Here is a 24,416-nt window from a genome sequence, read left to right on the forward strand (position 1 = left end):
TTTTTCCCTCACTTCTTTCTTTCTCTTATGAAACGCCTTCTTCTCTACTTCGCCGCCATGGTCACGCTGCTCTCGCAGTCATCGTGCGGCTACAACGGCATGGTGCAGCGCGACCAGGCCGTTAAAGCCCAGTGGGCCAATGTGCAGAGCGCTTACCAACGACGCTCCGACCTTATTCCTAACCTCGTAAATACGGTAAAGGGTGCCGCTAATTTCGAAAAGTCGACCCTCGAAGGGGTTATGGAGGCGCGGGCCAAGGCGACGAGCGTGCAGCTGTCGGCCGACCAGCTGACGCCCGAGAATATTCAGAAGTTTCAGGCCGCCCAAAGCCAGCTTTCCTCCGGCCTGGGCCGCTTGCTGGCGGTATCCGAAAATTATCCCGAGCTGAAAGCCAATGCCAACTTTCAGGAGCTGCAAGCCCAGATTGAAGGCACCGAAAACCGCATCAACGTAGAGCGCAACAAGTTCAACGAGAGCGTAAACGACTATAATACGTTCACCCGCTCGTTTCCCAACAACCTCTTTGCGGGTATGTTCGGCTTCCCGGCCAAAGGCTATTTTGAGGCCGACCCTGCCGCCAAGGAGGCGCCCAAAGTTGATTTTGGCGACATGAGCGGCGGCAACACGCCGGCCGGCAGCAAGTAGAGTTAACAGTTGTGAGTTAAAAGTTAAGCAGCTGCGGGCAGAGAAGGCAACCAAGAATTTCTTTGCCAACTCCCCTCCCGCCAGCTTCTTAACTTTTACTTTTTTGACTCATAACTCCTAACTTTTACCTTATTTCTCTGCCATGACTCATCCCCTTACTCCCGAGCAGGAAAAAGCACTCGTGGCCGCCATTAAGGCCGCTGAGCTGCGCACCTCGGGCGAAATACGGCTCCATCTGGAAGACAAATGCCCGACGCCGGAACCCCTTGACCGGGCCGCGCAGGTATTTGCCGAGCTGAAGATGCACCACACCAAGCTCCGCAATGGGGTTCTGTTTTACCTGGCCTGGCAAACGCGGCAGTTTGCCGTGGTGGGCGATGCGGGCATCAACTCGTCGGTACCCGACGACTTCTGGGAAGACGTGAAGGAAACCGTGGTGGGCCATTTTCGGCAGGAGCAATACGTAACCGGACTCGAGCGGGGCATCCGGCTGGTGGGCGAGCAGCTGCGGCAGCTATTTCCTTACGATGCGGCTACCGATGTCAATGAGCTCGACGACGATATATCTTACGGAAGCGATATTCCATCCACCCCAGGCCAATGAACTCTCTGCTTATTATGCAGCCACGGCACCTTGCCTCGCGCCTGGTAGCCGGGCTTGGGCTTCTCTTGTTCTGGCTGGCACTAAGCCTGAGCGCTCATGCTCAGAACGTGCCCGCCCGCCCCGACCCGCCGCACCTGGTAAATGACCTGGCCGGGCTGCTGCAACCCCAGGAAGTAACGGCCCTGGAGCAAAAGCTGGTAGCCTACAACGACAGCACGTCGTCGCAGATTGCCGTAGTTACCGTGCCGACGCTCGATGGCAACGACATTGCCGACTATGCCCAGAAGCTGTACGAAAGCTGGGGCATTGGGCGCAAGGGCAAAGACAATGGCGTGCTGGTGCTGGTTGCCGTTAAGGAGCACGATGCGCGCATCCAAACCGGCTACGGCATGGAGGGGGCCATTCCGGACGCGCTGGCCAAGCGTATCATCAGCAATACGCTGGTGCCGGCATTCCAGCAGAAAAACTACTACGCGGGCCTCGACCGGGCCACCGACCAGCTTATTGCCCTGGCAAAAGGCGAGTACAAGGCCGACCCGGCCGATGCGCAGCGCCAGGGCGGCAGCCGCGATAACTCGGGCTCCGGGCCGGGGTTCTGGATAATTATCGGGGTGCTCGTGCTGTTTTTCATTCTGCGCTCGCGGGGTGGCGGCGGCCGGGGTGGTCGGGGCGGCGGCTTCATTGCGCCCATCATCTTCGGTGACTTCTCCGGTGGCCGGGGCGTATTTGGCGGCGGGGGCGGCTTCGGCGGTGGTGGAGGAGGCGGGGGTGGCTTTGGCGGCTTCGGGGGCGGCAGCAGTGGCGGCGGCGGCGCCAGCGGCAGCTGGTAGAAATAAGTAATGAGGGTAGTGTCGTTTAATAAAGCGGAACGACAGCACCCTCATTGCTCTCATTACTCATTACCCATTTTATAAGCTGGCCGCTCGTAGAAGGGTCGCAACAGGCGCACTACCTCCAGCGCGTCGGCCAGGGCCTCGTGGGCTACGTGGGGCTCGGCATCGCCGGCGCGGGCCTGGCAGATGAGCATACTCGGCAGGCGCGAGTCTTTGTGCCAATTGAGGTAAAATGCGGCCGGGTCGAGTACGGCCGGCTCAGCTTTTACCAGCGTGCCCCAGCCCGGTAGCTGCCGCAGAAAAAGCAGGTCGAAGGTGCCCACGTTTTTGCCGGCCAGCGTGACGCTCACGCAGTCCTGCTTATTGGTTTTGAAACCATTAGCCAGCAGAAACTCCCGCAGCTGCGCCAGTACCTCCTCGGGTTGGCAGATGTCGGCCGCCCCGGCGTTGCCCTTATCAGCCAGCTCTTGTAGCAGGCGGGCATTCAGGGCCAGGGCGCCGGGCGTGCCCGTCAGCTCGCGGTAACGCAGCGCCCGGCGAAAGGCCGGCAGCTCGGCCAGCGGCGTTGTGGCCGAGCGGCGGGTGTCTTCCACTACGGCAGCCAGCTCTAATACCTGGTGGCGAAGCGGGTCGGAGCCACTGGTTTCGAGGTCGAGCGAGAGGTAGCGCATTTTTTAATGGGTAATTGGGTAATGATTAATAGTTAATATAGCTATGTGTTTTAACGCCTATTAATCATTAACCATTTACGAATTAACCATCGATTTACTCTCCCCAGCGCAGGTCAATCAGGCGCAGCTGCAAGGTGCGCTGCCCTCTGAACTCATTCATTTCCAGGGTATAGCACACGCCAATCTCGGTATCGGGGGTTTCGAGCAGGCGGGTTAGGTAGTGGCCCAGCCCAAATCCAATAGCTTCGAGCACCATACCCGGCGACTTGCCCGGCTGCATCAGCCTGATTTTAAGATGGCCGGCCTGCCCTACCGGCCGTACCGAGCCGGGCACGGCCCGCACGCCGTAGCTGGCAAATATGGGCGCGGGGTTGCCGGGCCCGTAGGGCTCCAGGCGGCCCAGCTGCCCCAGAAACTCCTCAGTAAGCTGCGTAAAATCTACCTCCGCATCTATTTCAACGGGGCGTACCGGCAGCTGGCCCACGGGCAGCCGGGCCGCTACCTCGCGCATAAACTGCTCGCGGAAAGCCGGCACGTTTTCGATGGGCAGCGCCAGGCCGGCCGCCGCCTTGTGCCCGCCAAACTGCCGGAGCAGCGGCGCACAGGCCTCCAGCACCTCGTGCACATCAAACCCCGATACGGAGCGGGCCGAGCCGGTAGCCAGGCCGTCGCGCTCGGTGAGGATAACGGTGGGCCGGTAGTATTGGTCGAGGCAGCGCGAGGCTACAATGCCCAGCACGCCCTGCGGCCAGTGCGGCTGGTAAAGCACCGTGGCGGGGGCCGTAGGCCCGGCGGGGTCTTCGGCAATCAGCGCCAGGGCTTCCTGGGTGGTGCGCGCATCGGAGAGGCGGCGCTCCTGGTTCATGTGGTCTACGACTTCGGCCGTGTAGCGGGCCTCCTGCTGGGTAGAGGCCAGCAGCATATTTACGGCACGATGGGCATCGCCCATGCGCCCGGCAGCGTTGATGCGCGGCGCAAACCCAAACACCAGGGAGCTAAGGCTCAACGGCCCCTGGCGCGGGGTGGCCAGCTCGTGCAACGCCGCCAGGCCAGGGCGCAACCCTTCGCTGGCGGTAGCAGACAGTAAGCTCAGCAGCGGGGCGGGGCCGTCGAGGGTATCGGCCGAGGCCAGGGCCGAGGCCTGCGGCACGGCAAAGGCCGCGGCCTGCGTTACGTTGAAGCGGCGCAGGCCGTGAGCGGCCAGAATCCGGTTTTCGCCGGTTACGGGCACTACATCGGCCGCAATGCTCACCGTTACGAGGTCGAGCTGGGCATAAAGTGGGGCAAGCGGCAGGTTGAGCTTCTCGGTAAACGCCTGCAACAGCTTAAAGCCCACGCCGCAGCCCGACAAGTCGGGGTACGGGTAGCTGCAATCCAGGCGCTTGGGGTCGAGCACCGCCACGGCGGGCGGCAATTCTTCGCCCGGCAGGTGGTGGTCACAGATTATAAAGTCGATACCCAGCGTATTGGCATACGCTACCTGCTCCACGGCCTTGACGCCGCAGTCGAGCGCAATTATCAGCCCTACACCCTGCTGCCGGGCATAGTCTACGGCCTGCATCGAGATGCCGTAGCCTTCGCGGTGGCGGTCGGGGATGTAGGGTTGCAGGCGGCTTTCTTCTTCGGGGGTATGGGGCGCATCTACCAGTGGGCGCAGGTAGCTGATTATCAGGGCTACCGACGTAATGCCATCGACATCGTAGTCGCCCAGCACCAGCAGCTTCTCGCCCCCGTCAATGGCCTGGCGCAGGCGGGCCACGGCGCGGTCCATGTCACACATCAGCCAGGGCGAGGCCAGCTTAGCCAGGTCGGGCTCAAAAAAATCGCGGGCCGCAGCCGGGGTTTCAATGCCGCGCTGCACCAGCAGGCGGGCCAGTACCGGGCTGAGGCCCAGCGCCTGCCCCAGCCCGGCCACCACCGCGGGGTCGGGCGAGGGCGCAAAAATCCAGCGCTTGAGCGGTATAACAGCCATTAATTTATCGAACAGGAATAGCCTCAAAAGTACGCAAAATTTAGCCGACGTACCTTCGGCGGGCCCCTTCCCCGGTCCTATGCATCGCCTCCGCGAGTTTTATCAGCGCTACCGCCAGTATATTTTGTCCGATGGCTTGATGTATCTGGTGTTCATCGTGGCGCTGGCCCTCATGTTTACCTTTTTCAGCTAAGCTATAAGCCCGACGGCTGCTTCACTCCCTATTCCTGACTGATTCCTGCGTTCAGGAGTAAGGCAGTGTTTGAGGAGCATTATAGCTTTTACGTATTGGAAACGGTCGTTTACAGAATGTAAAAGGGCTTTATCTCATTTGGAAGACCGTTTAGCTAAACTCATTCAGTCGGCAAGCGATGCCACGGGAGTGCAAAATCCTCACCAGTTAGCTCTAGGTGGTCCCTCAAGGCTTGCCCGAGCACCTCGAATCCGAGTAAGTACACGTGGCAGTGCACCCTGTGACGGCCATCCGATAGGATTAACCGCTGGCTCAACGCGTGGAAATGTATCGCCTGCAACTGCGCCCAACGCAATGTGGTCACGCCGCCGAACCAGCCCCGCTCTTGCAGCCCCATTGGTGTCAGCGTGACGCGGTGCACATACGTACCGAGGACCAAATAGAGCCCTGGCACGGTGAAAAACAGTAGGCCCAGCCAAGCTAGCCCGACGTGGACTGCCCCAGGTGAGGCTAGCACGGATAGGGGAATGGTCGCGCCGCCCACGGCGCTAGCTACGCCAAGTAGGCCAAAGAAACGAGGTAGGACCAGCACTCGGTGACCGGCCGCATCAATGTGTGGCGCGGCAAAGAGGACGCGCAAGCGGGAAAGCATAGATGGTCGAATTTGGTCGGAGAGGTGGGTCTAAGGTAATCCAAAGTACCACGCCGGCCGCGCCCCGGAAGGAGGCCAAAAACTGCCACTTTTCCGAGGAGTGTCTTCGACGAGATGTTACGTTAATCAACTATTCCAAGGAACCAAAGGAGAAAGAAGCCGACCACTACCTTACCAAAAATCCTATTTGCTAATGACTTTTTTCATTAGACAGTACCTGTTGTAAGGTGGCTTGAATCAAGCTCAATGCCTGAGGCACATCAAGATTCACTACTAGCAATCGGTTCGCTACGCCTGCCGCCTCCAATTGGGCGATTTCAGCCTGAAAGGGTCGGTCCTCCAGCCAATAGAATTCTTCTGCTAAGTTGATAGCCTCCGTTTTCAACGCATCCCAATTCGTGGGCTGCACGGCGTGGTCGAGTTGAGCTAAGGTGCTGGGTGACAAGTACGATGCGAGGTATCGTATTGTGGTGGCCTGGTCTCCCTTGCAGTGCGTAGTCAACCAGTAGCAGTCAAAATACTTCGTCACAAAGTCAACCAGTTCCGCCACTCCTGGGGCTGCCTGGGTATGCTTAGCTGTAAGCAGCACACCGTCGATATCTAAATAAAGCTTAGTCACTTAACAAAGGTAGAGCTCAACGGAATCCCACTTTTGACCTAGTAGGGATGGACTAATGTTATAGATGAGCTTGTCACATTTTTTAAACGAACGTTCAGCAAACGTTATAAACCCGCTCTTTCAAATACATTCAGATTTATTAATACTAAATGCAGGTGATTTCCTACTTTTACTGTCATAAACAATTCCTATTGCACGGCGTCGCCGCGCAGGCGCCGGAAGCGCTTGCGGGCTTCGGCCACGTAGATACTGCCGGGGTACCTGGTTAGCAGCTGCTGATACAGCGCCTGGGCCTTGGGCTTATCGTTGAGGTTTTCGTCCAGGATTTCGGCAGTCAGAAACAGGGCGTCGTCGCTCAGTACGTCGTATTTCGGGTTGGCTGTAATCTGGCCGAGGGTAGTGACTGCGGCGGCGTAGTCGCCGGTGCGGCGCTGGAGCCTGGCTTTCAAAAACAGGGCATCGTCGGTGAGCGCGTGGCCGGGGTACTTACGCAGCAGCGCATCGAGGCCCGCCTCAGCCTGCGGAATCTTATTCTGAAATACCAGCTCTTCGACCGCGGCGTAGTCTTTTAGAGCCAGGCCCAGGGTATCTACGGCCGTACCTTCCTGAATGAGCAGCGAGAGCTGCATGGCATCGTTGGCGATTTCGCGGGTGGTGGCTTCCTTCAGAATATCGAGGTGGCTTTGGGCCAGCTTAAAGTCGCCGGCAAAATAGCTCAGCCGGGCATTGCGCAGCTTGGCTTCGTAACCCAATGGCGCTTCGGGGTGGGCCTTTTCGACCTGCGAATAGAGCAGGGTAGCCTCCCAGGGCTCCCCTTTCAGCAGGAATAAGTCGCCGAGGGTGGTTTTCGCCTCATCTACCTCATCGGCCGAGGCACGGGGCATCTCGATTATTGCCTGTAATAAGCTCATGGCCTTTGGCTTATCGTCGAGCTGAAAGGCGTAGAGGTTGGCCAGCTGGCGCATCACCGGGGCCGCATCGGGCGTATGGCCCAGCTCGGTTAGCAGAGACGAGTAATCGGCGGCCAGGGCGCGCACCTGCGCCTGGTCCACGGGATAGGTATCGCGCACCTGGGCCTCGCGGGTTTGGAGCAGCAGCTGCCGGGCAATGCCATAGTTGGGGCCGGTGCGGTACTCGCGCACCACATACTCACAGGCCGCAATGGCGGTGGCATAGTCGCGGTTGCGCTGCGCAATGCCAGCCAGGCTCAGTACCCGGCTGCCCTGGGCATTGGTGCGGCGGTCGAGGGCGCGCACCTGCACCAGGGCCCCCGCAAAGTCGTGGCGCTGCACCTGCAGCCACAGCAGCAGCTCGCTGTAGGCGCTCACATCGGGCTGGGCCTGCACCTTGCTTACCAATATTTTTTCGAGCGTATCGAAGTCCTTTTCCTCATGCAGCGCGTTTTGCAGCATATTCCGCACAAAGGGCAGCTGCTGCGGGTCGCGCTCCACCAGGTGCAGGGTTTCGGCCAGCAGCTTGTCCTGTTCCTGGCTCTGGGTATAAAGCTGAATGAGCTGCGGGGCATATTCCGTGTTGTTTTTGGCCAGCTCGCGGCCGCGCAGGTAGGTGCGCTCGGCCCAGGCCGGCAGGCTGCGCTTCTGAAACTCGGCGGCGACCGGCTCTACCTGCGCCGGGGTAAGCTGGCCCACAACGCGCTGGTACTGCTTATCGGCCGAGGGCTGGTCGCCGGCAGCGGCATAGACCGCCCCCAGCGTCACGCCGTAGCTGCCTTCGTCGGGGTGCTGCTTGCTGGCGCGCTTTAGCAGCTTTTCGGCGTCTTTGTAGCGCTTTAGGGCTTGCAGGGTGGCTACGTAGTCGGGCAGCACTGCGGGCGTTGTTTGCTCGTCGCTTTTGAGCTTTTCAAAAAGAAAGGCGGCCTTCTCATATTCGCCGCGCCGGGCGTAGTCGCGGGCCAGGGTGGGCGCGTCAATCGGGGCCCAGACGCCCGTCCGGGGCGGGCCGCTTTGCGTAGGCTGAGCGTGCAGCGGCAGGGCCAGCCCCCCAGCTGCCAGCAGCAATAAAGAATAGCGCATACGAAACACGATTTTCATACCCTGGCAACGCCCTGGGTCAGCTGGTTTGTTCAATGGCCCGGCCACGAGCCGTGCCCGCGCCGCCCATCACAGCCACTGCCCTAACAAGAAGGGGCTGCACCCGAAGGTACAGCCCCTTGGCACTTCGGCGGGCGCGGCGGCTTAGAAGAACTTCGAGCGGTTGTCCTTCACTTTGGCCTGGCCCTTGATGGCTTCGTAGATGAGGCCATCCTGGCGCTGCTGACGCTGCTGCGCCAGCTGCAGGCGCACCGTCTTCAGGTCGCTGGGCGTGGCGGGGTACACGCCGGTAGACTCTACTACCAGCACGCCCTGCTCGCCCTGAATGGGCGCCGATTTCTGGCCCGGCTTCAGCGAGAAGGCGCGGCCCACGGCCTCGGGCTCGAAGCCCACGTTCGGAATGGTGCCCTGGTTGAGCGATACCCCTTCGGCATTTTGCACTACAGCTCCGTTGCCGACGGCCTTTGCCAGGTCTTCGAGCGAACCGGCTTTGCCTTGCAGCTTGCTGATGATTTGCTTGGCCTTCAGCTCATTGCGCACGGCGGCGGTTAGCTCGGGGCGAATGCTTTCGATAGTAGCAGTGCCTTTGCTGCGCGCATCCGTAACGGCCGCAATGATGTGCTGGTCGCCGATGTCAAACTTGCGCACATCACCCACTTTCGTTTCGGAGCCGCCATCGGGGTTGAAGCCAAATGCCCAGCGCACAATCTCGCGCGAGCCCGGCAGGTTATTGACCGATTGCGCGTCGCGGGTCACAAACTTCGCTTCCTGCTTTTGCAGGGTCTTGTCTTTGGTCGGCAGGGCCCGGAAAGCCTCCAGGCTGCTGGCGCTGGCTTGCAGCTGCTCGGCCTTGTTGTAGGCGGCTTCGCGGGTGGCATCGCTGGGCTGCACGTTTTTCACTACGGCAGCTATCTGGTAGGTCTGGTTGGTTTTCGGAGCCGTCACCTTCACAATGTGGTAGCCAAAGCTGGTTTCCACGAGGTTAGGCAGCAGGCCGGGGCCGCTGGCCGCAAATACCGCCTTGCTGAAAGCCGGCACCATGCGGCCCTCGTCAAACCAGCCCAGGTCGCCGCCCTGGTCTTTGGTTCCGTCGGTGCCAAACTGCCGGGCCATAGTAGCAAAGTCGGCACCGGCTTTTATTTTATTGAGAATATCCTGCGCTTTGGCTTTGGCAGCCGCTTTGGCCTCGGGCGTAGTGCCGGCGGGCTTGATGAGGATATGGCTGGCGCGAGCCGCGGGCTTAGCGCCGGCCTTGGCTCCCGTTACCTTATAGATAGCCAGTGAGTTATTCTCAACATAGGGGCCGTACACCTCGCCTACTTTCAGGGGCAGCTGCTGGCGCAGCTTCTCGGGCAGGTCGGCCGGCGAGAGATAGGCGTGGTTGTAGGGCTGGTCGGAGTTGGAGCGCACAAACAGCGAGTCATTAGGCGCAGTGCGGAACTGCTGGGCCAGGCCGGCTACGCTCTGGCGCAGGGCGGCACTGTCTTCCTTGGTCGCTGTTTCGGGCACCACGATGTACTCGATATTGCGGCCATCTTCTACCTTATAGCGGCCCTTATGGCGGTCGAGGTAGTCTTGCAGCTGGGCATCGGTGGGCTTGAAGGCCGAGTCCGACACGCTGGTGTAGGGCACAAACAGGTAGCGGAAGTTCGTCTTCGCGTTCTGGCCCTGGTCAAACAGCCGGGCTTCGGCCGTGGTCACGTACACCGAGTTTTTGAGCAGGGCATTGTACTTGCTCACGGGCCGGTCAAACTCGCGCAGGCTGGCTTCGAAATTGTGGTAAGCTGCCTGGGCTTCGGGGGCAGCTTGTCGAGGTTGCGCAGGTACTCTACCAGGCGGGCTTTGTCAAACTGCCCGGTCTTGGGGTCGGTAAAGGCCTGCTTAATGGCGGGGTTCGGGTTGTCGCCCTGCACCATATCCACCATCTCATCGTCGCCCACGGCCAGGCCCAGCTTCTCGATTTGGGGCTGGAAGGCCCGGCGGTACAGCAGCTGGTTCCAGGTCTGGTCGCGCAGGTAGCCGAGCGCCTGCTCGTCGGGCTGGCGGCCCTGCTGGTTGGCAAAGTTTTGCTTGGCTTGCTCCAGGGCGGCCGTAAACTCGGGCAGCTCAATCTTGCTGCCGTTTACCTCGCCCACTACGTTTCCATCGCGGCCGAAGAGGCGGTTCTTCCCTCCTACCAGGTCGCCGCCCACTATAAAGAGCAGCATCCCGACGGCGACGGCGCCCACGGCCACCCCCGACTTTTCCCGAATCGTGTTAATTAAAGCCATTACTAAATTCTAATGCGGTGGCACGGAGCCAAAAAGAGGCGCAAAATAACCACGAATCGCCCGAACTATCAAGTAGCTGCCCCGCCAACCCCGCCCAAATCAGCCTGCCCGGCCTTAGCGGCGCTTCTTATTTTTTCGGGCGGGCTTGTTTAGCTCGGCCACCTGCCGGGCTACCTCGGCTTCCTTGGCCTTGCGGGCATCCTGCTGCCGCCAGTAGTTGAGGGGCAGCCAGCACGCCAGCGACACCATAAATATCCAGTAATTACGGCCCAGGTCGCTTTGCAGCACCGTTTGGTACACCCCGATTACGAACGACACCACGCCCAGGGCAAAGAGGATGGTGCGCAGCAGAGACTTGTCGAATTTCATAGCTGATTTAATCGTCTGGCCGCGCCCAAAGCAACGCTCCGGTGGCCGGCGGGCGGCGCTACAACTCGTTTTGCGCCTTTAAAGCTACCCGGCTTACTTGCCCAACGTCTGGGCCTGGTCGAGGGTAAACGTACCAACGGGCCGGTGAATGCCGTAGCGTGAAAAATCCTGGTTGGCCGTGAGGCCGTAGCCGGTAAGCACCTCAGTGGGCGTCTGCACCCGCACAAACATAGCACTGTCAGTATATATTTTTTGCTGCGCGCGGTTATAAAACAGCTCTTCGGTATGAAGGGTTTGCTGCTGCGGCACGTTGGCTACCTGCACGGCGCCGCGCATAATATAGAGCTGCTTGGCATTGTCAAATTTCCCCCACCTGGCATTCAGCGTATTAATTACCAGCTTACCCGGCTTATCGTAGAACGTCACCGAAACGCCTTTGGGGTAAAGAATATCACTATTTTCAAATCTTTGCTCCAGCGGGGCCGTGAGCCGGATATGCAGCCGGGCCGAGTCGCTGAGCAGCGTGACAACGTTGTCGGTTTCCAGCAGCGGGCCGGTGTAGGCAATGCGCTTTGCCCCGGCATCCTTTTGCTGGCAGCCGGCCAGCGCAAGCAGCAAGCCTGCCAGCAGCATACTGGCTCTCCGGGCCGGCCCTGGCTTCAAGCACCCCACGCCCACCGCTATTGCAGCCGCCGCTTGATAAACCAGCGGTTGCTGAGAGTGGCCCCTACCTGCACCCGCAGGTAGTTTTCCTGCACATTGCTTTCGCCCCCGCTCCCATAGAGGTAGTTGGTGTTGCCACGTATGCCATAGATAAAGGCCACACTCATCGTGGTCGATTCCAAGGGGGTAGCCGTGGGCAGCGGGAACGAGAAGCCCCAGTGCACGGCCCGGTCGTAGAGACGGGTTCCCAGGGGCGCATAAGGCATCTGCGCCACGCTTAGCCCGACGCGGTAGGTCACGCGCTGAAAGTAGTGCTCTACCGAACCAGGGTCGGGGGTAAACTCGCCGCCGGCGGCCGCCCGCCAGGTATTGCTCAGGGTTTGGGTAGAGAGAAGACTAAACGGCTGATACTTCGACCACTGCTGGTACGAGCCATCGAAGCTGGCCGTCCAGTTACGGCCATTGTCCACGGTCAGGCCCACCTGCGAGAGTGCGGGCAAGGTTGAGGTGCCGTTATCGTTGGAGAGCTGCACGGTACCGTTGATTACCGCGCCATTGGCATCCTGCTGCTCGGTGGTGCGCAGGCGATTCGTTTTCAGGTTGGCCTGAAAGGTTTGTACCGCCGCCAGGTTCAGCGTCAGGTCTTTATTTAGCTGATGGCGGTAATGCGCCGCTGCCCGAAACAGAAAGTCGGAATAGCGCAGCTGCTCATTGGCTACTACCAGCTGCTGGGTGGCAATATTCGGCGCAATAATAGCCAGCCCCTGGCCTTGGTTGATAGTGCCGAACAAATAGGCCGCACTGCCGCCCAGGTTGAGGTCGCGCAATACGTGAAGGCCGCTGGCCAGATACGCTTCTGACAGCCCCCCGCTACCCGTGTATTTTGCATAGCCGCGCGATGTAGGGTCGCCATTTACGGGCACCAGCTGGGTAGCCTCGTAGTCAACCGAGCTGTAGGGCTTGAGGCCGGCAGCGGCGGCCCAGCGCTTGTTCAGGGGCACTGCCAGCGCCAGGTAGCCAATCGTACCCGAGCCGGCCCGGTTAGACGAGGTAGCGTTGCGCACGGTCTGGACCTGCCCGTTAAAACCCGCCTCCCAGGTGGTACGGGTAGTATAGGTAAGCAGAGCAGGATTTAACTCGTTGACGTTAACTGTATTGGGCGCGGCCAGACCCGTGCCGCCCATGCCCAGCTGCCGCACGCCGCCGTAGTTGCCCGTGTTATCGCCCAGGCCAAACCGCGAGTACGGCGAATTGCCCAGCCCTTGCCCCAGCGCCGAACCGGCGAGCAGGGTGGCAGCGGCCGTCAGCAGGGCCCCGGATAGTTTTTTAGTTGTCAACATTATAGCGTAAAATCTTATCCAGGCCCAGCAGCACCAGTTCTGGCACGGCAAAGATACAGCCAGCCGACGAGGACAGCGCTGCCGAAAGGTACGGCGCGTCGCCTCCCGTCAGCAGTATTCCCAACCGGGGGTACTGCCGGCGGTAGTCGGCTACCAGCCCGCGCACCTCGGCGGCGGTGCCGCGCAGCACGCCGCGCAGCAAGCAAGAGGCCGTGGTGTTGCCTATTAGTTGCACTGCCTCCGCCGGGCCGGGCAATTCGAGCAGGGGCAGCCGGCCCGTGAAGGTGTGCAGGGCCTGCAAGCGCATGCGCAGGCCCGGTCCGATGCTGCCGCCCTGGTACGTGCCATCAGCAGTTACCAGGTCCAGCTTGAGGGCCGTGCCGGCGTCAAGGAGCAGCGTATCCTGGCCCGGCCGCAAGCTGGCCGCCCCTACCGCCGCCGCCAGCCGGTCGGCTCCCAGCGTCTGGGGCGTGGCGTAAGCATTGCGCAGCGGCACCGGCGTAAAGCCCGGCCGAAACGGCAGAATGCGCCCCAGCCCATCGGCCGCCGCCAGCTCAGCCAGCCAGGGCTGCGTAGTAGCTTCATCGGCCACCGACGCCAGAATGGCGTGCGCTGGCTGGTGCAGCTGCCACAGCGCCCGCAGTTGGGCCGGAGCGGCCAGCGCGCCGCTTTCGCGCAGGCCTTCAGGCCCAAATACGCCGTACTTCAAGGCCGTATTACCAAGGTCGAGCGCAAGGCTGGTCATAGTGTGCCAGTGAAGCGGCTGGTAAGCCGGCCGGAGGCTTCGCAATTCCGAACTTCCGGCCGGCTTACCAGCCAGTACTTCGTTACATAAAGTATTTCAGGCGAATAACCTCCTGCTCACTCAGAAAGCGCCATTTGCCGCGGGGCAGGTCTTTCTTGGTGAGGCCGGCGTACTGCACCCGGTCCAGCGCTACCACATCGTAGCCAAGGTGCTCAAATATGCGGCGCACAATGCGGTTGCGGCCGATATGCAGCTCAATGCCCACAAAATGCGGATTGCCAGCCACCACGGCTACGTCATCTACTTCGGCTTTGCCGTCTTCCAGCTCCACGCCGGCCGTTATTTCGGCCAGATGCTCGGCCGTGAGGGGCTTATCCAACTCGGCCTGGTAGATTTTCTTGTTCTTGTGCGACGGGTGCGAAAGCTTTTGGGCTACTTCGCCGTCGTTGGTGAAAAGCAGCAGGCCCGTGGTATTGCGGTCGAGGCGGCCCACCGGAAAAATACGCTCCTTCGAAGCCGTTGCTACCAGCGACATCACCGTCTTGCGGCCCTCGGGGTCGTCGGTGGTCGTGATGAAGTCCTTGGGCTTGTTCAGCAGCACGTACACCAGCTTCTCGCGGTTGAGGTTGGTTTTGCCGTACTGCACCGTGTCGGTGGGCTGCACCTTGTAGCCCATTTCGGTAATAACCTCGCCGTTTACACGGATTTCCCCGGCGGCAATCAGGGCATCGGCCTCGCGGCGCGAGCAAATACCTGCATTTGCTATATAGCGGTTTAGCCGAAGCTCTTCATTGCCGAAGTCTTCCTCGTTGAGACGGCGCTTGTTGCCGCGCGTCTTGTCCTGCTCGTAGTGCTTGAGGTTTTTGTAGTCGGGCGCTTCCCCCGGCTTTTCGCCAAACTTCGGCTTATCGGCCCGGCCGTAGCCGGTGCTGGAGCGGGGGCCGCTCTCGGCGGCCCGCAGGGCCTCGCGGCGCTCGCGGAAGGTGCCGCTGCTGGTGTTGCTGGGGCGCTCGCCGTAGCTGCGCGGCTTGCCAAAGGCGCCTTCGGTACGCTCGCGGCCAGGGCCCCGGTCGTTGCCATAGCTGCTGCGGCGCTCATCGCGCCCGCCCTCCGAAGGCCGGCCTTCCCGGTTGCCAAAGGAGCGGCGCTCGCCGCCCTCACCGGCGGCCGGCCGCCGGTCGCCAAAGCTCCCGCGGCGCTCCTCGCCACCGGGCCGGCTGCCAAACTCGCGGCGGGCCGGCCGCTCGTCGCGGCGCTCAAAGCTGCCGCCTTCGGGCCGGGGGCGGTTGCCCGCGCCCCGCTCCTCAAACGAGCGGCGCTCATCGCGGCCCGTGTAGGCCGGGCGCGCATCGGCCGGTGCTCCACCCTCCAGCGGGGTGCCGTCGGGGTTGGTTTTTATAAACTTGCGGTTGCGCTCGCCTTTGGTGCCGCGCGGCACCGTGGGCAGGCCCTCGTAGCGCACGGGCTGGCCTTGCCAGATGGGCTTGGGTGGGTAGGCAGGCCGCTCGCTGCGCTCCTCGCTACCCCGGCGCTCATTGCCTTCCCCACTTTTATCGAAGCTGCGAGCCGGGCGCGCCTCGCGGTCGCTGCTACCAAAGCTGCGCTTTTCACCATAGCTGGGGCGGTCGCCGCCAAAGCTGCGCTTGTCACCGTACCCACCGCGGGCTGGCCGGTCGCCTCCGCCAAAACTCCGCTTTTCGCCAAAGCCGCCGCGCTCGGGGCGGTCACTTCCACCGAAGCTGCGTTTCTCACCAAAGCCACCGCGCTCGGGGCGGTCGCCGCTGCCAAAGCTGCGCTTGTCACCAAAGCCCGGCTTGCCAAAGCTACCGCTGCCACCGGGCCGGCCGCCGGCCCGGTGGCCACCCCCCTGCCCAAATGTGGGCCGGGAAGGCGAATAGCCTTCGCTGCGCCCATCGGGGCGGCTGCCTTTGTAGCCACCGCTGCTGCGGGGCGAATTGCCCCCGCGCGAGTCGCTGCCGGGCCGCCCTGCGCCGCCAGCCGCACCGCGCCGGCCTGGCTTATCCTCCGAAAAATGTTGCTTGCCCATCTGAATTTATACGTTATCTGGTTGCTGGCTTATAGTCCCGCGCCGCCGGCGCTGGTGAGTGCTCTTAGCTGCCCGGGCGGCAGACCGCCGGCAGTTGGTAAAAAAAGCCCGGACCCGTACTCCCGCCGCCGAGGCGTTGGGTACGGGTCCGGGTAGTAATCGGCTGCCGTGCTTAGTCGCGCCGGGCCAGCTTCGCCTCTATCGAGTGCTGGGTGTGCGGCACGGCCCGCAGGCGCTCTTTCGGAATGAGCTTGCCGGTGCCGATGCACACGCCATAGGTCCCGTTTTTAATGCGCAGCTGCGCATTCTCAAGCTGCTGAATAAATTTCATCTGGCGCGAGGCCAGCTGGTTCAGGCTTTCTTTTTCGGCCGTTTCGGCGCCGTCTTCCAGCACTTTCAAGGAAGCGGCCGTTGTATCGGTGCCCGACTCATTATTGCGGGTCAGGGTTTCTTTAATAAAAGAAAGCTCTTTGCGGGCTGCGGTGAGCTTTTCCTGGATAATCTGGTCAAACTCAGCCAGGTCTTCCCGCGAGTAGCGGAGGTTTTCCTCGGTCATCGAAAAGCAGGTAAAAGAATAGTAGATAGTTACACCAATTAAGCTGGCCTGGCAGGCCAACGCCTCGCAGCCCCAAAAAGTTTAGCATCAATTCAAGCGTTTGCTTGTCGCGGTTGCCGGCTTCTTATCGTCTGGTAGTGCAAAGGTAATTAGTTTCAGCGGCTTTGCTTCGCCAAGGGGCTTTTCGGCCTAGAAGCCCAGCATCTGGATGGCGGCCACGGCGGCTTCTACGCCCTTGTTGCCGTGCCGCCCGCCGGCGCGGTCCCAGGCCTGCTCAAGCGTATTGGTGGTTACCAGGCCAAATATTACGGGTTTGTTATATTTTAGCCCCACTGTAGTAAGGCCCTGCGCCACTGCGTGGCAGATGTAGTCGTCGTGCTTGGTATCGCCCTTAATCACAACGCCGAGGCAGATAACGGCGTCCATCTCCTCGTGCTGGGCCAGCAGCTGCGCCCCCAGCGTGAGCTCAAAGCTGCCGGGCACCATATTGCGAAAGATATTTTCGGGCCTGGCCCCGTGCTTAAGCAGCGTTTCGTAGGCACCATTGCTGAGCGTATCGGTCAGCTCCCGGTTCCACTCGGCCACAACCAGGCCAAAGCGCTTTTCGCTGATGTTGATGAACCCGGAGCTGTCGTAAGTGCTGAGGTTTTGGAGAGAAGTTGCCATAAAGCGCAGAGTATGCAGGTAATGCGGATTGTGCCAGCCTGGGCCGAGCTGATTTGGTGCGTTGCGGGTGTGTTAGAAGCTGGTTCGGCTTTAGTAAACAACAACGGCGCTCCCCGTTGCGGGAAAGCGCCGTTGTGCGTAGCTAAGCCTGGCTGAATAGCCTATTGGCCGACCGCTGCTTTGCGCTGGCGGGCTTCGGCTGCTTCGGGCGAGGTTGCGTAGTCGTTGATGATACGGTCGTAGGCTTTGGCCGCGCCGGCGTTGTCTTTGGCGGTTTCGAGCGCAATGCCTTGCTTCAGCACGTAGCCGGGCGAAAACTGCTCATTCGGGTTGTGGTCGGCCGCTTTGGCATACAGCTCGGCCGCATCCTTGGGCTGATTCAGCTCCAGCTTGGCGTCGCCCATGAGCGCATATGCCCGCGACTGCACCAGGTAATCATCCGAGCTAAACTTGTCGAGGTAATTGTAGGCATCCTGAAACTTACCCTGCTTCAGGGCGGCCACGCCCGCGTAGAAGTTGGCCAGGTTGCCAGCTTTGGTGCCGCTGTACTCCGTGGCTACCTTATCGAGGCCCGGATGCTTGCCGTCGCCCTTGGTGGCTTTGCCCAGCGAATCAGCTTCCCAATAATCCACCGCCTTGAACATGGCATTCTGGGCCTGCGTGTTTTGCTCGGTGCGCCAGTAGTTGTAGCCAAATGCGCCGGCTATGGCGGCTACCACTACTACCAGAATCCCCAGCAGCAAGTTGCGATTGCGGCGTACGAAATCTTCCGACTCGGCCAGGCGAGCGGCGAGCGCATCGGGGTCTTCGAGCAACGGATTTTGGGTCACGTAGCTTTCTTCGGCTGGAGCCAGCGGGTCAGACGACACGGGGCGGATGGGCTGGCGGGCACCCGGCGTTTTGCCGGTGTAAGGAATCTTAGACATTAGGAGAGGTAGCTCGGCGGCAGGGCTCTTGAACCAAGCCGCGCCGCGGGGGCCACCCGGCCACAAAGGCAAGGGGCCGGGATGAAAGATAAAAACTTAATCGTGAATATACGGATAGTCGGCCTGCACGTACACGTCGTGGTAAAGCTCGGCGGCATCCGGGTACGGCGAGTTTTCGGCAAACTCCACCGACTCCTGCACCTGGGCCTTGATGCGCTCGTCGATAGCGGCCAGCTCTTCTTCCGTAGCCAGCTGGTGGGTCAGAATGGTGTGGCGCACGGCCTCAATGGTATCGCGGTGGCGATACTCTTCCACTTCTTCCTTGGTGCGGTACTTGGCGGGGTCGCTCATGGAGTGGCCCTTATAGCGGTAGGTTTTGAACTCCAGGAAAGTAGGGCCTTCGCCACTGCGGGCCCGGGCGGCGGCGCGGGCTACGGCGTGGTGCACGTCTTCCACGTTCATGGCATTCACCGGCTCGTTGGGCATCTGGTAGCCTTCAGCAATGATGTGCAGGTCGGTCACGTTGGAAGTACGCTGTACCGAGGTGCCCATGGCGTAGCCGTTGTTCTCCACCACGAAAATCACGGGCAGCTTCCAGAGCATGGCCATGTTGAAGGCTTCGTGCAGGGCGCCCTGGCGCACGGCGCCGTCGCCCATGTAGCAGATGCAAAGCTTACCCGTCTTGTTGTACTTCTCGGCAAATGCAATGCCGGCTCCCATCGGAATCTGGCCGCCCACAATGCCGTGGCCACCCATGAACCCAACTTCCTTGTCAAACATGTGCATCGAGCCGCCTTTGCCTTTCGAGCAGCCGGTGGCCTTGGCAAACAGCTCGGCCATGATGGCATTGGGTGAGGTACCCAGCGCCAGCGGGTGAGCGTGGTCGCGGTAAGCCGTGATATACTTATCGCCTTTTTCCAGGGCCGACACGGCGCCGGCTACGCACGCCTCCTGGCCAATGTAGAGGTGGCAGAAGCCCTTTATTTTTTGCTGACCGTAAAGCTGCCCGGCCTTCTCCTCAAACTTCCGCATGAGCTGCATTTGCTCATACCAATTTATATATACCTCTTTAGAAAACTCTAACTGGTCAGGTGAGGTGGCTACCGGCTCATTGCCGGGGTTGCCACCTTTGTGCGCGTCCGGTAACTCTTCTACGGCCGGCTGCTGCACGGTCTCGACACCCGTGGTAGCATCCGCTACCTTCGGCGTCTGGTTGCTGCTACCGTTCGCGCCGGCCTTCGGGGCATCCTTTACTTTCGACTCCGCCATAATTCGGGGTATATAATTTCGCGTTGGGAGGGCGAAATTACGTAATACCAACCGTACTCCCACTCCGCTGCTCCTAATGACGCTCGACTGGCTCCACCTGCTGTTTTTCAAAAACTACGACGAAGCCAGCCTGGCATTCGGCCCCGGCATCAACTGCTTTATCGGCGATAACGGCAGTGGCAAAACCAACCTGCTCGACGCCATTCACTACCTGGCGCTGGCCAAGAGTGCCTTCAACGCGGCCGATGCCCAGGCGATTAAGCAAGGAGCTGACTTCTTTGTGGTGAAAGGCAGCTTTTCGGCGGCCCTGGCCGAAAAGACCGAGACCATTCAGGTAAGTCTGCGAGCGGGCCAGAAAAAAATCATTACCCATGATAAGCAGCCTTACGACCGGCTGGCCGACCACATTGGCCGCTACCCGGCGGTGCTCATCTCGCCCTACGACACCGACCTGATTCGCCAGGGCAGTGAAGAGCGTCGGCGCTACTTCGATAGTCTTCAGTCGCAGCTCGACCACGACTTTCTGGAACTGCTTATTCAGTACAATGGCTTGCTGCGGCAGCGTAATGCCACGCTCAAGCAGGGCAGCGGCAGCCATGGGTTTGATGCGCTCTACCTGCAAGCCCTCGACGACCAGCTGGCTCCTTTGGGGGAAAGCCTGTCGGAGCGTCGGGCCGAGTTCCTGTCGCTGTTTATTCCGGTGTTCCAAAACCATTACCACCAACTGGCGGAGGGCCGCGAAGCCGTTACGCTGGCTTATAAGAGCCAGCTGCCAGGCCAGAATTTCCGCCACCTGCTTTTAGCCAACGAGCGGCGTGACCTGGCACTGCAGCGCAGCACGGTGGGTCCGCACCGCGACGACTTCGTATTTTTAATGGATGAGCTGCCCGTCAAAACGTATGCTTCTCAGGGCCAGCAAAAGTCATTCGCCATCGCTCTGAAGCTGGCCCAGTTTGAGCTGCTGGCTGCCCGTCAGCCGGCGAGTGGCTTAGCTCCGGCCAAGCCGCTTCTCCTGCTGGACGACATATTCGACCGCCTCGACGACAAGCGCATTGGCCGCCTGCTGCAGCTGGTAGCTGACCAGACCTTTGGGCAGGTATTCCTCACTGATACCAACCTTGAACGCACTGACCAGGCTTTGGCAGGCGTAAGCAGCGATGTCCGGCGCTTCCGAGTGGAGGGTGGTAATGTCGCGCCATTGTAGCACTGAAAAGCTCTTTTAGGAGGCTGGCGAGCGTACTTTTGAGGTAGCATTACCGCCGGGTCATCGGGCATTTTTGCGCCTCATTTTACTAGTCACTCGTGAAAAAGCCCAGCCTCTCTCCCACTGCACGCCGGGCCGATATTATCCCGCTGAAGGAGGGCCTGGAGGCTTTAGTGCGGGCCTACCGCCTGGGCGGCAAGCTCAACGAGGTAACGGTAGTAGCCAGCTGGGAGCGCGTGATGGGCAAGGCCGTTGCCCTCAAAACAAAGGAGGTGTACGTGAGTAAAGGCAAGCTATTCGTTCGGCTCACTTCGGCTCCGCTCAAGCATGAACTCGTCATGGCCAAAACGCGGGTACTGGAAATGCTTAACGCTGAAGTCGGCGCCCAGACCGTGACCGAAGTTGTTTTCCTGTAGTGGAGTTGGTGCGCGTAGCGTACTGCCGGCTTGGCTGTCCGCTCATCGTTCGCGCCACTTGTTCTTCCTAAGAGCAGGCCGCTGGCCTACGGCTTGGCTGCGTACACCTACCTGCTGGCGGCTTGAGAATTTGCAGGAGGGTCGGCCAGAGAAGATGATGCGCCACCTCTTTGGCTTAGGCTTCTTTTGTTCCGGGCCCAGGAAGCAAGTACTGTGCTAGCCCTCCGTTTCAGCTTTACAGTTGGCTTAACAGGCATCAGCCGTAAGCTGACAGCCGCTGGCCGTTTCTGGATGCTGATATTGCTCAGTAGGTGCTGTTTTTAACACTGTGATTCATGTTCGGGCAAAAATGTTCCACGTGAAACATTTTTGTTACTTGGGGCCATACACTTTTAGCAGAAGCTCATTGTAGGCCTCCAGCAAGGCGATATACTTCGTTTGCAAAGCTAAAAGCTGCTTAGAAGGGTCAGAATCGGGGTTTTGAGCGGGTGTTACACGATGTGTAACATTATGTGTAACACTTGAACGAGCAATAGGTGTTACAAATGGCAGAGAAGATTGTTCAGCAATCGTAAAGTCGTGTGAAAAATCGTGCCCAATAATTTGACCAATGCTCTTTACAAAATTGGCGTCCAGTGTATCATCCTTAAACTTACGATAGATAGTCGGACGTGTAATGCCGAGCTCTTCCACGATACGCGTGATGGAAATACCGCTGTTTTTGATGGCTTCCTGCAGTATTTCGCCCTGATGCGGCATGAAGTGTATAGCTTAGATGAGTTACAGTGCAAAGATGTAATTCGTAACCTTGCAAACCAAATTTGTCTTACACTAATTATTGCGAAGAGAGAATCAGTGAGAAGCGGGCACTGTAACGTTACCGCGTATCATATAAAAAATGTACGATACAGTGTAACGAACAGGTCGTATTACACACGACTGTAACGCCAGGGCATACATTATTTACTTCTACCCAACAGCTGCAACAAGCGATTGGGGTAGTCGGTGGTGATGCCATCTACTCCCCAGCAGGCTACCTGCCGTAAGTCAGCCACGTAGTTTACCGTCCAGGGCACTAGGCGCAGGCCCGGATAAGCGAGCCGCAGCTCTTGTACCATCGCCGCCGACAGGAGCGTGAAATCGGGACCAAGGGTATCGGGTATAAAGCCCAGCTGCCGGAGGCAAACGAGTAAAGACTGCGCAGGCCTTTCGACAAGCAGACACTGCCTGAGCAAGGGCGCAGCCTGCCGGGCATACTGTAGCACGCGCGGGTCGAAGCTGAGCAGCGTAGTACGTGAAAGCAGTTGCGCCGCGACCAGCTCAGCCACTACCAAATCGACGAAAAAGGCCGGCCGTGGATGAAAAATATCGTCTCCGGCCGGACTACTTTTCACCTCGACAGAATAGCCAACCGGAGGGCGCCGAAGGGTGTGGCAGGCTAGCTCGACCGCCTGCAACACCTCCCGTAGCAGCGGCCGGTAAGCAGGCACTGGCTGTTGAGAAGGAAAGTCGGGGTGCGGCTTCTCGCCCACGCGGCACTCCCGGATGGTCGCATAAGTCAGCTTATAGAGATTGAATTGCTGCGGCTGCCGCGGGTCGATGGCTTCGCCGGCGGGGCCGCTACCCAGGCTGGCCGACAGCCAGGGCTCGTGCGAGACTACTACCTGGTTGTCGTGCGAGATAACCACATCGAGCTCCAGCACATCTACTCCCAGCGCCAAGGCATGCAAAAAGGCCGGCAGGGTGTTCTCAGGCAGTAGGCCCCGGCACCCGCGATGGCCGTGGACTTCGAGAAAAGCGGCCCCGGAAAGAGCGACTGGGTAAGGTGGAAACTGCATAAGCACTTTGTACGCAGGCCGGGCAAAGGCGGCAGCCGCCGAAGTAAATTTGCAGGAGCTAGCACACCTGGCTTGCCTGGCAACGTGCCAGCTTTAGCCCGTGGCTACTCCTGTTTATATGAAGCGACTGCTACTACTTGTAGCGCTGCTGGCCCTGGTGGCGGGTGGCTATTACTACTTCAGCGCCCTGCGCAAAGGCCCCGAATACGCGCTGATACAGGCAGCAAACGCGACGCAAACGCATGACCTGGCTGCCTTCGAGCGCTACGTGGATGTAGATGCCCTGACGGGTCATTTGGTAGACGATGTGGCCAGCCAAAGCAATTTGCTGACTGCCCTGGTGCCGGGTGGCGGCCTGGCCTTACGCGGCGGCCTGGGGCTGCTTAAGCCACAGCTGGCCCAGGCAGCACACAAGGAAGTACAGCGCTACGTAGCGACCGGCTCGCTGGAAGCGGCGCAGGCAGCGGCTCCCAAGCGGCTGGTCAGTATCTCATTTCTTGGCCTGGCGAGTCACTTGTTCAGCCCCGACAGCAAGTTTAAGGGCGTGAAGTATTCGACTGATAAAGGCGATGAGGCGTTGGTTGGCCTGGAGTTTACGCAACCGCGCTACGACACCACTATGGTAGTTGAGGTAAAGCTGCTGAAAGAGCCTGATGGCCACTGGCAGGCCAAGCAGATTACCAATACCGGCGAGCTGGTGAAGTACGTAGCCCGGCTGGAGAAGAACCGTCTGCTGGGCGGCCAATAGCGGCTGAAGCACAGTCAATCGCCCGCTGGCACTGAATGCGCCAGACGCAAAAAAAGAGTCCCCCGCCAACAAGCAGGGGACTCTTTTTTGATGAAATAGGGTCGCAGCCTAGCTATTGCGACCGAAGATGTAGTAGATGAGCAGCCCGCCGAACGGGAAGAAGAAGATGATGGCCGCCCAGATTATTTTCTTGCCAATGTCCCAGGACTTACCAAATACATTGAAAATAGCTAATATATCCAGAATAAGTAATAGAATACCCCAGGGAGCAAGGCCGCCGTTAGCATTGAAGCGGTTGCAGCTGGTAGCCAGCAACAGCAGTGGCAGCAAGAGAGTGGCCAGCAGAGGCAGGCGCTCGGAAAAGGAACGAAGGGATTTCATGTGAAAGAAAGGCGTTTGGTGAAAGAATGTGGGATTTCTACGCGCCAGGCCCTCATATGGATATGCTATTTACCCCACTTACTGACTATCAGCCGCTTAAAATCTGTAAGCAACTACTTGCTGGAAAAAATTGGGTAAAACACCAGGCACCAGCGCAATGATAACAAGCACCCCGAAGAGCGCCCCGTAAAAGTGTGCGTCGTGGTTGACGTTATCGGCCCGCCGCCGACCCATGTAGTAGGAATAAGCGAGATAGAGCAAGCCGAACAGAAAGGGCTGAATGGGCACCGGAATCGGGAAAATGATGATGCCGCCGCCGTGGGTATTTACCGGAAAAAGCAGGATGCTGGCAAACAGCACCGACGCTACCCCGCCCGACGCCCCGCGGCTGCGGTAGTCGCGGTCGTCGCGGTGCTGAAAGTAGGTGGGCACATCCGACACAACAATGCCGCCCAGGTACAGGAGCAGAAACAAGCCCAAACCCGCGCCCGTGCCATACCGCTGCGCCAGCGTGGCCAGCACCACGGGGCTAAAGGAGTAAAAGGCAAACATATTAAAAAGCAGATGTGCCCAGTCGGCGTGCAGGAAGCCGGAGGTAAGCAGGCGGTACCACTGCCCGCTGGAGCGGGCCATCAGGTAGGGCTGCATAATCCAGGCGCGCATGAGGTCGGCGTTGGACCAGGCGTAGGCCGAGATGGCGACCGTGAGGCCGATAAGAATCAGAATGGGGTTGAGCAC

At 59.8% G+C, this 24,416-nt stretch carries 25 protein-coding genes; 6 read left to right on the forward strand and 19 right to left on the reverse strand.

All coding sequences use genetic code 11. The annotated features are described in order from the left end of the window. Positions 1–27 precede the first annotated feature (27 nt). The 3 genes from F6X24_RS03550 (at position 28) to F6X24_RS03560 (ending at position 2,079) form a co-directional block, all read left to right on the forward strand. The gene (locus F6X24_RS03550) at positions 28–645 is read left to right on the forward strand and encodes a LemA family protein (protein ID WP_151086651.1); all 618 of its coding nucleotides are present in this window, start codon (positions 28–30) and stop codon (positions 643–645) included. A 142-nt stretch (positions 646–787) separates the two neighbouring features. After that, positions 788–1,249 (forward strand): TPM domain-containing protein, encoded by a 462-nt coding sequence (locus F6X24_RS03555; protein ID WP_151086652.1) that lies wholly within the window; start codon positions 788–790, stop codon positions 1,247–1,249. Then, positions 1,246–2,079: a TPM domain-containing protein gene (locus F6X24_RS03560; protein WP_229725321.1), complete on the forward strand. Its 834-nt coding sequence runs from the start codon at positions 1,246–1,248 to the stop codon at positions 2,077–2,079. The genes F6X24_RS03555 and F6X24_RS03560 overlap by 4 nt, the downstream gene beginning before the upstream one ends. Positions 2,080–2,141: 62 nt before the next feature. Here the strand turns inward: F6X24_RS03560 and F6X24_RS03565 are convergent, their stop codons facing one another. From F6X24_RS03565 to pdhA, 15 genes are all read right to left on the reverse strand, one after another. After that, positions 2,142–2,753 carry a 3'-5' exonuclease family protein gene (locus F6X24_RS03565; RefSeq protein ID WP_151086653.1) on the reverse strand — a complete coding sequence of 204 codons (612 nt, stop codon included), beginning with the start codon at positions 2,751–2,753 and terminating at the stop codon, positions 2,142–2,144. A gap of 94 nt (positions 2,754–2,847) precedes the next feature. After that, complete coding sequence (gene recJ / locus F6X24_RS03570) at positions 2,848–4,725, reverse strand: single-stranded-DNA-specific exonuclease RecJ (protein ID WP_191906443.1); 1,878 nt, start codon at positions 4,723–4,725, stop codon at positions 2,848–2,850. A 1,035-nt stretch (positions 4,726–5,760) separates the two neighbouring features. Further along, positions 5,761–6,189: a hypothetical protein gene (locus F6X24_RS03575; RefSeq protein WP_151086654.1), complete on the reverse strand. Its 429-nt coding sequence runs from the start codon at positions 6,187–6,189 to the stop codon at positions 5,761–5,763. Between the two features lie 188 nt (positions 6,190–6,377). After that, the gene (locus F6X24_RS03580; protein ID WP_151086655.1) at positions 6,378–8,222 is read right to left on the reverse strand and encodes a tetratricopeptide repeat protein; all 1,845 of its coding nucleotides are present in this window, start codon (positions 8,220–8,222) and stop codon (positions 6,378–6,380) included. Between the two features lie 162 nt (positions 8,223–8,384). After that, positions 8,385–9,980: a peptidylprolyl isomerase gene (locus tag F6X24_RS03585; protein WP_191906444.1), complete on the reverse strand. Its 1,596-nt coding sequence runs from the start codon at positions 9,978–9,980 to the stop codon at positions 8,385–8,387. After that, positions 9,977–10,510, reverse strand: a complete 534-nt coding sequence (locus F6X24_RS03590; RefSeq protein WP_151086657.1) for a SurA N-terminal domain-containing protein — start codon at positions 10,508–10,510, stop codon at positions 9,977–9,979. The genes F6X24_RS03585 and F6X24_RS03590 overlap by 4 nt, the downstream gene beginning before the upstream one ends. A 114-nt stretch (positions 10,511–10,624) precedes the next feature. Further along, a complete protein-coding gene (locus tag F6X24_RS03595) occupies positions 10,625–10,879 on the reverse strand; it encodes a hypothetical protein (protein ID WP_151086658.1) in 255 nt (84 codons plus the stop codon). A gap of 93 nt (positions 10,880–10,972) precedes the next feature. Beyond that, positions 10,973–11,497 (reverse strand): LPS export ABC transporter periplasmic protein LptC, encoded by a 525-nt coding sequence (gene lptC, locus F6X24_RS03600; protein ID WP_191906445.1) that lies wholly within the window; start codon positions 11,495–11,497, stop codon positions 10,973–10,975. 62 nt (positions 11,498–11,559) lie between these two features. Further along, positions 11,560–12,882 (reverse strand): hypothetical protein, encoded by a 1,323-nt coding sequence (locus F6X24_RS03605; protein ID WP_151086660.1) that lies wholly within the window; start codon positions 12,880–12,882, stop codon positions 11,560–11,562. Next, entirely contained in the window at positions 12,869–13,627 is a 759-nt protein-coding gene (locus F6X24_RS03610) for a type III pantothenate kinase (protein WP_151086661.1), read from the reverse strand. The genes F6X24_RS03605 and F6X24_RS03610 overlap by 14 nt, the downstream gene beginning before the upstream one ends. A gap of 82 nt (positions 13,628–13,709) precedes the next feature. Next, positions 13,710–15,674: a pseudouridine synthase gene (locus tag F6X24_RS03615; RefSeq protein ID WP_229725323.1), complete on the reverse strand. Its 1,965-nt coding sequence runs from the start codon at positions 15,672–15,674 to the stop codon at positions 13,710–13,712. A 172-nt stretch (positions 15,675–15,846) separates the two neighbouring features. Beyond that, a complete protein-coding gene (locus F6X24_RS03620) occupies positions 15,847–16,230 on the reverse strand; it encodes a TraR/DksA family transcriptional regulator (RefSeq protein WP_151086662.1) in 384 nt (127 codons plus the stop codon). Between the two features lie 189 nt (positions 16,231–16,419). Next, complete coding sequence (ribH, locus tag F6X24_RS03625) at positions 16,420–16,896, reverse strand: 6,7-dimethyl-8-ribityllumazine synthase (protein WP_151086663.1); 477 nt, start codon at positions 16,894–16,896, stop codon at positions 16,420–16,422. 161 nt (positions 16,897–17,057) lie between these two features. Further along, positions 17,058–17,822 carry a tetratricopeptide repeat protein gene (locus F6X24_RS03630; protein WP_151086664.1) on the reverse strand — a complete coding sequence of 255 codons (765 nt, stop codon included), beginning with the start codon at positions 17,820–17,822 and terminating at the stop codon, positions 17,058–17,060. A 96-nt stretch (positions 17,823–17,918) separates the two neighbouring features. Then, entirely contained in the window at positions 17,919–19,091 is a 1,173-nt protein-coding gene (gene pdhA / locus F6X24_RS03635) for a pyruvate dehydrogenase (acetyl-transferring) E1 component subunit alpha (protein ID WP_151086665.1), read from the reverse strand. Positions 19,092–19,167: 76 nt separating this feature from the next. Between pdhA and recF the strand changes: the two genes are divergently transcribed. Beyond that, positions 19,168–20,295: a DNA replication/repair protein RecF gene (recF, locus tag F6X24_RS03640; protein WP_151086666.1), complete on the forward strand. Its 1,128-nt coding sequence runs from the start codon at positions 19,168–19,170 to the stop codon at positions 20,293–20,295. 98 nt (positions 20,296–20,393) lie between these two features. Continuing rightward, entirely contained in the window at positions 20,394–20,711 is a 318-nt protein-coding gene (locus F6X24_RS03645; protein WP_151086667.1) for a DUF721 domain-containing protein, read from the forward strand. Between the two features lie 372 nt (positions 20,712–21,083). Here the strand turns inward: F6X24_RS03645 and F6X24_RS03650 are convergent, their stop codons facing one another. Both F6X24_RS03650 and F6X24_RS03655 read right to left on the reverse strand, forming a co-directional pair. Next, a complete protein-coding gene (locus tag F6X24_RS03650; protein ID WP_151086668.1) occupies positions 21,084–21,470 on the reverse strand; it encodes a helix-turn-helix domain-containing protein in 387 nt (128 codons plus the stop codon). 200 nt (positions 21,471–21,670) lie between these two features. Then, positions 21,671–22,549, reverse strand: coding sequence for a glycerophosphodiester phosphodiesterase family protein (locus F6X24_RS03655; protein WP_151086669.1), 879 nt, complete (start codon positions 22,547–22,549; stop codon positions 21,671–21,673). Positions 22,550–22,649: 100 nt separating this feature from the next. Between F6X24_RS03655 and F6X24_RS03660 the strand changes: the two genes are divergently transcribed. Beyond that, positions 22,650–23,297, forward strand: a complete 648-nt coding sequence (locus tag F6X24_RS03660; protein WP_151086670.1) for a hypothetical protein — start codon at positions 22,650–22,652, stop codon at positions 23,295–23,297. Positions 23,298–23,405: 108 nt separating this feature from the next. Here the strand turns inward: F6X24_RS03660 and F6X24_RS03665 are convergent, their stop codons facing one another. Next, a complete protein-coding gene (locus F6X24_RS03665; protein WP_151086671.1) occupies positions 23,406–23,678 on the reverse strand; it encodes a PLD nuclease N-terminal domain-containing protein in 273 nt (90 codons plus the stop codon). 96 nt (positions 23,679–23,774) lie between these two features. Next, a complete protein-coding gene (locus F6X24_RS03670; RefSeq protein WP_229725324.1) occupies positions 23,775–24,416 on the reverse strand; it encodes a rhomboid family intramembrane serine protease in 642 nt (213 codons plus the stop codon).

This window comes from Hymenobacter baengnokdamensis, from assembly GCF_008728635.1.
Classification (GTDB): domain Bacteria; phylum Bacteroidota; class Bacteroidia; order Cytophagales; family Hymenobacteraceae; genus Hymenobacter; species Hymenobacter baengnokdamensis.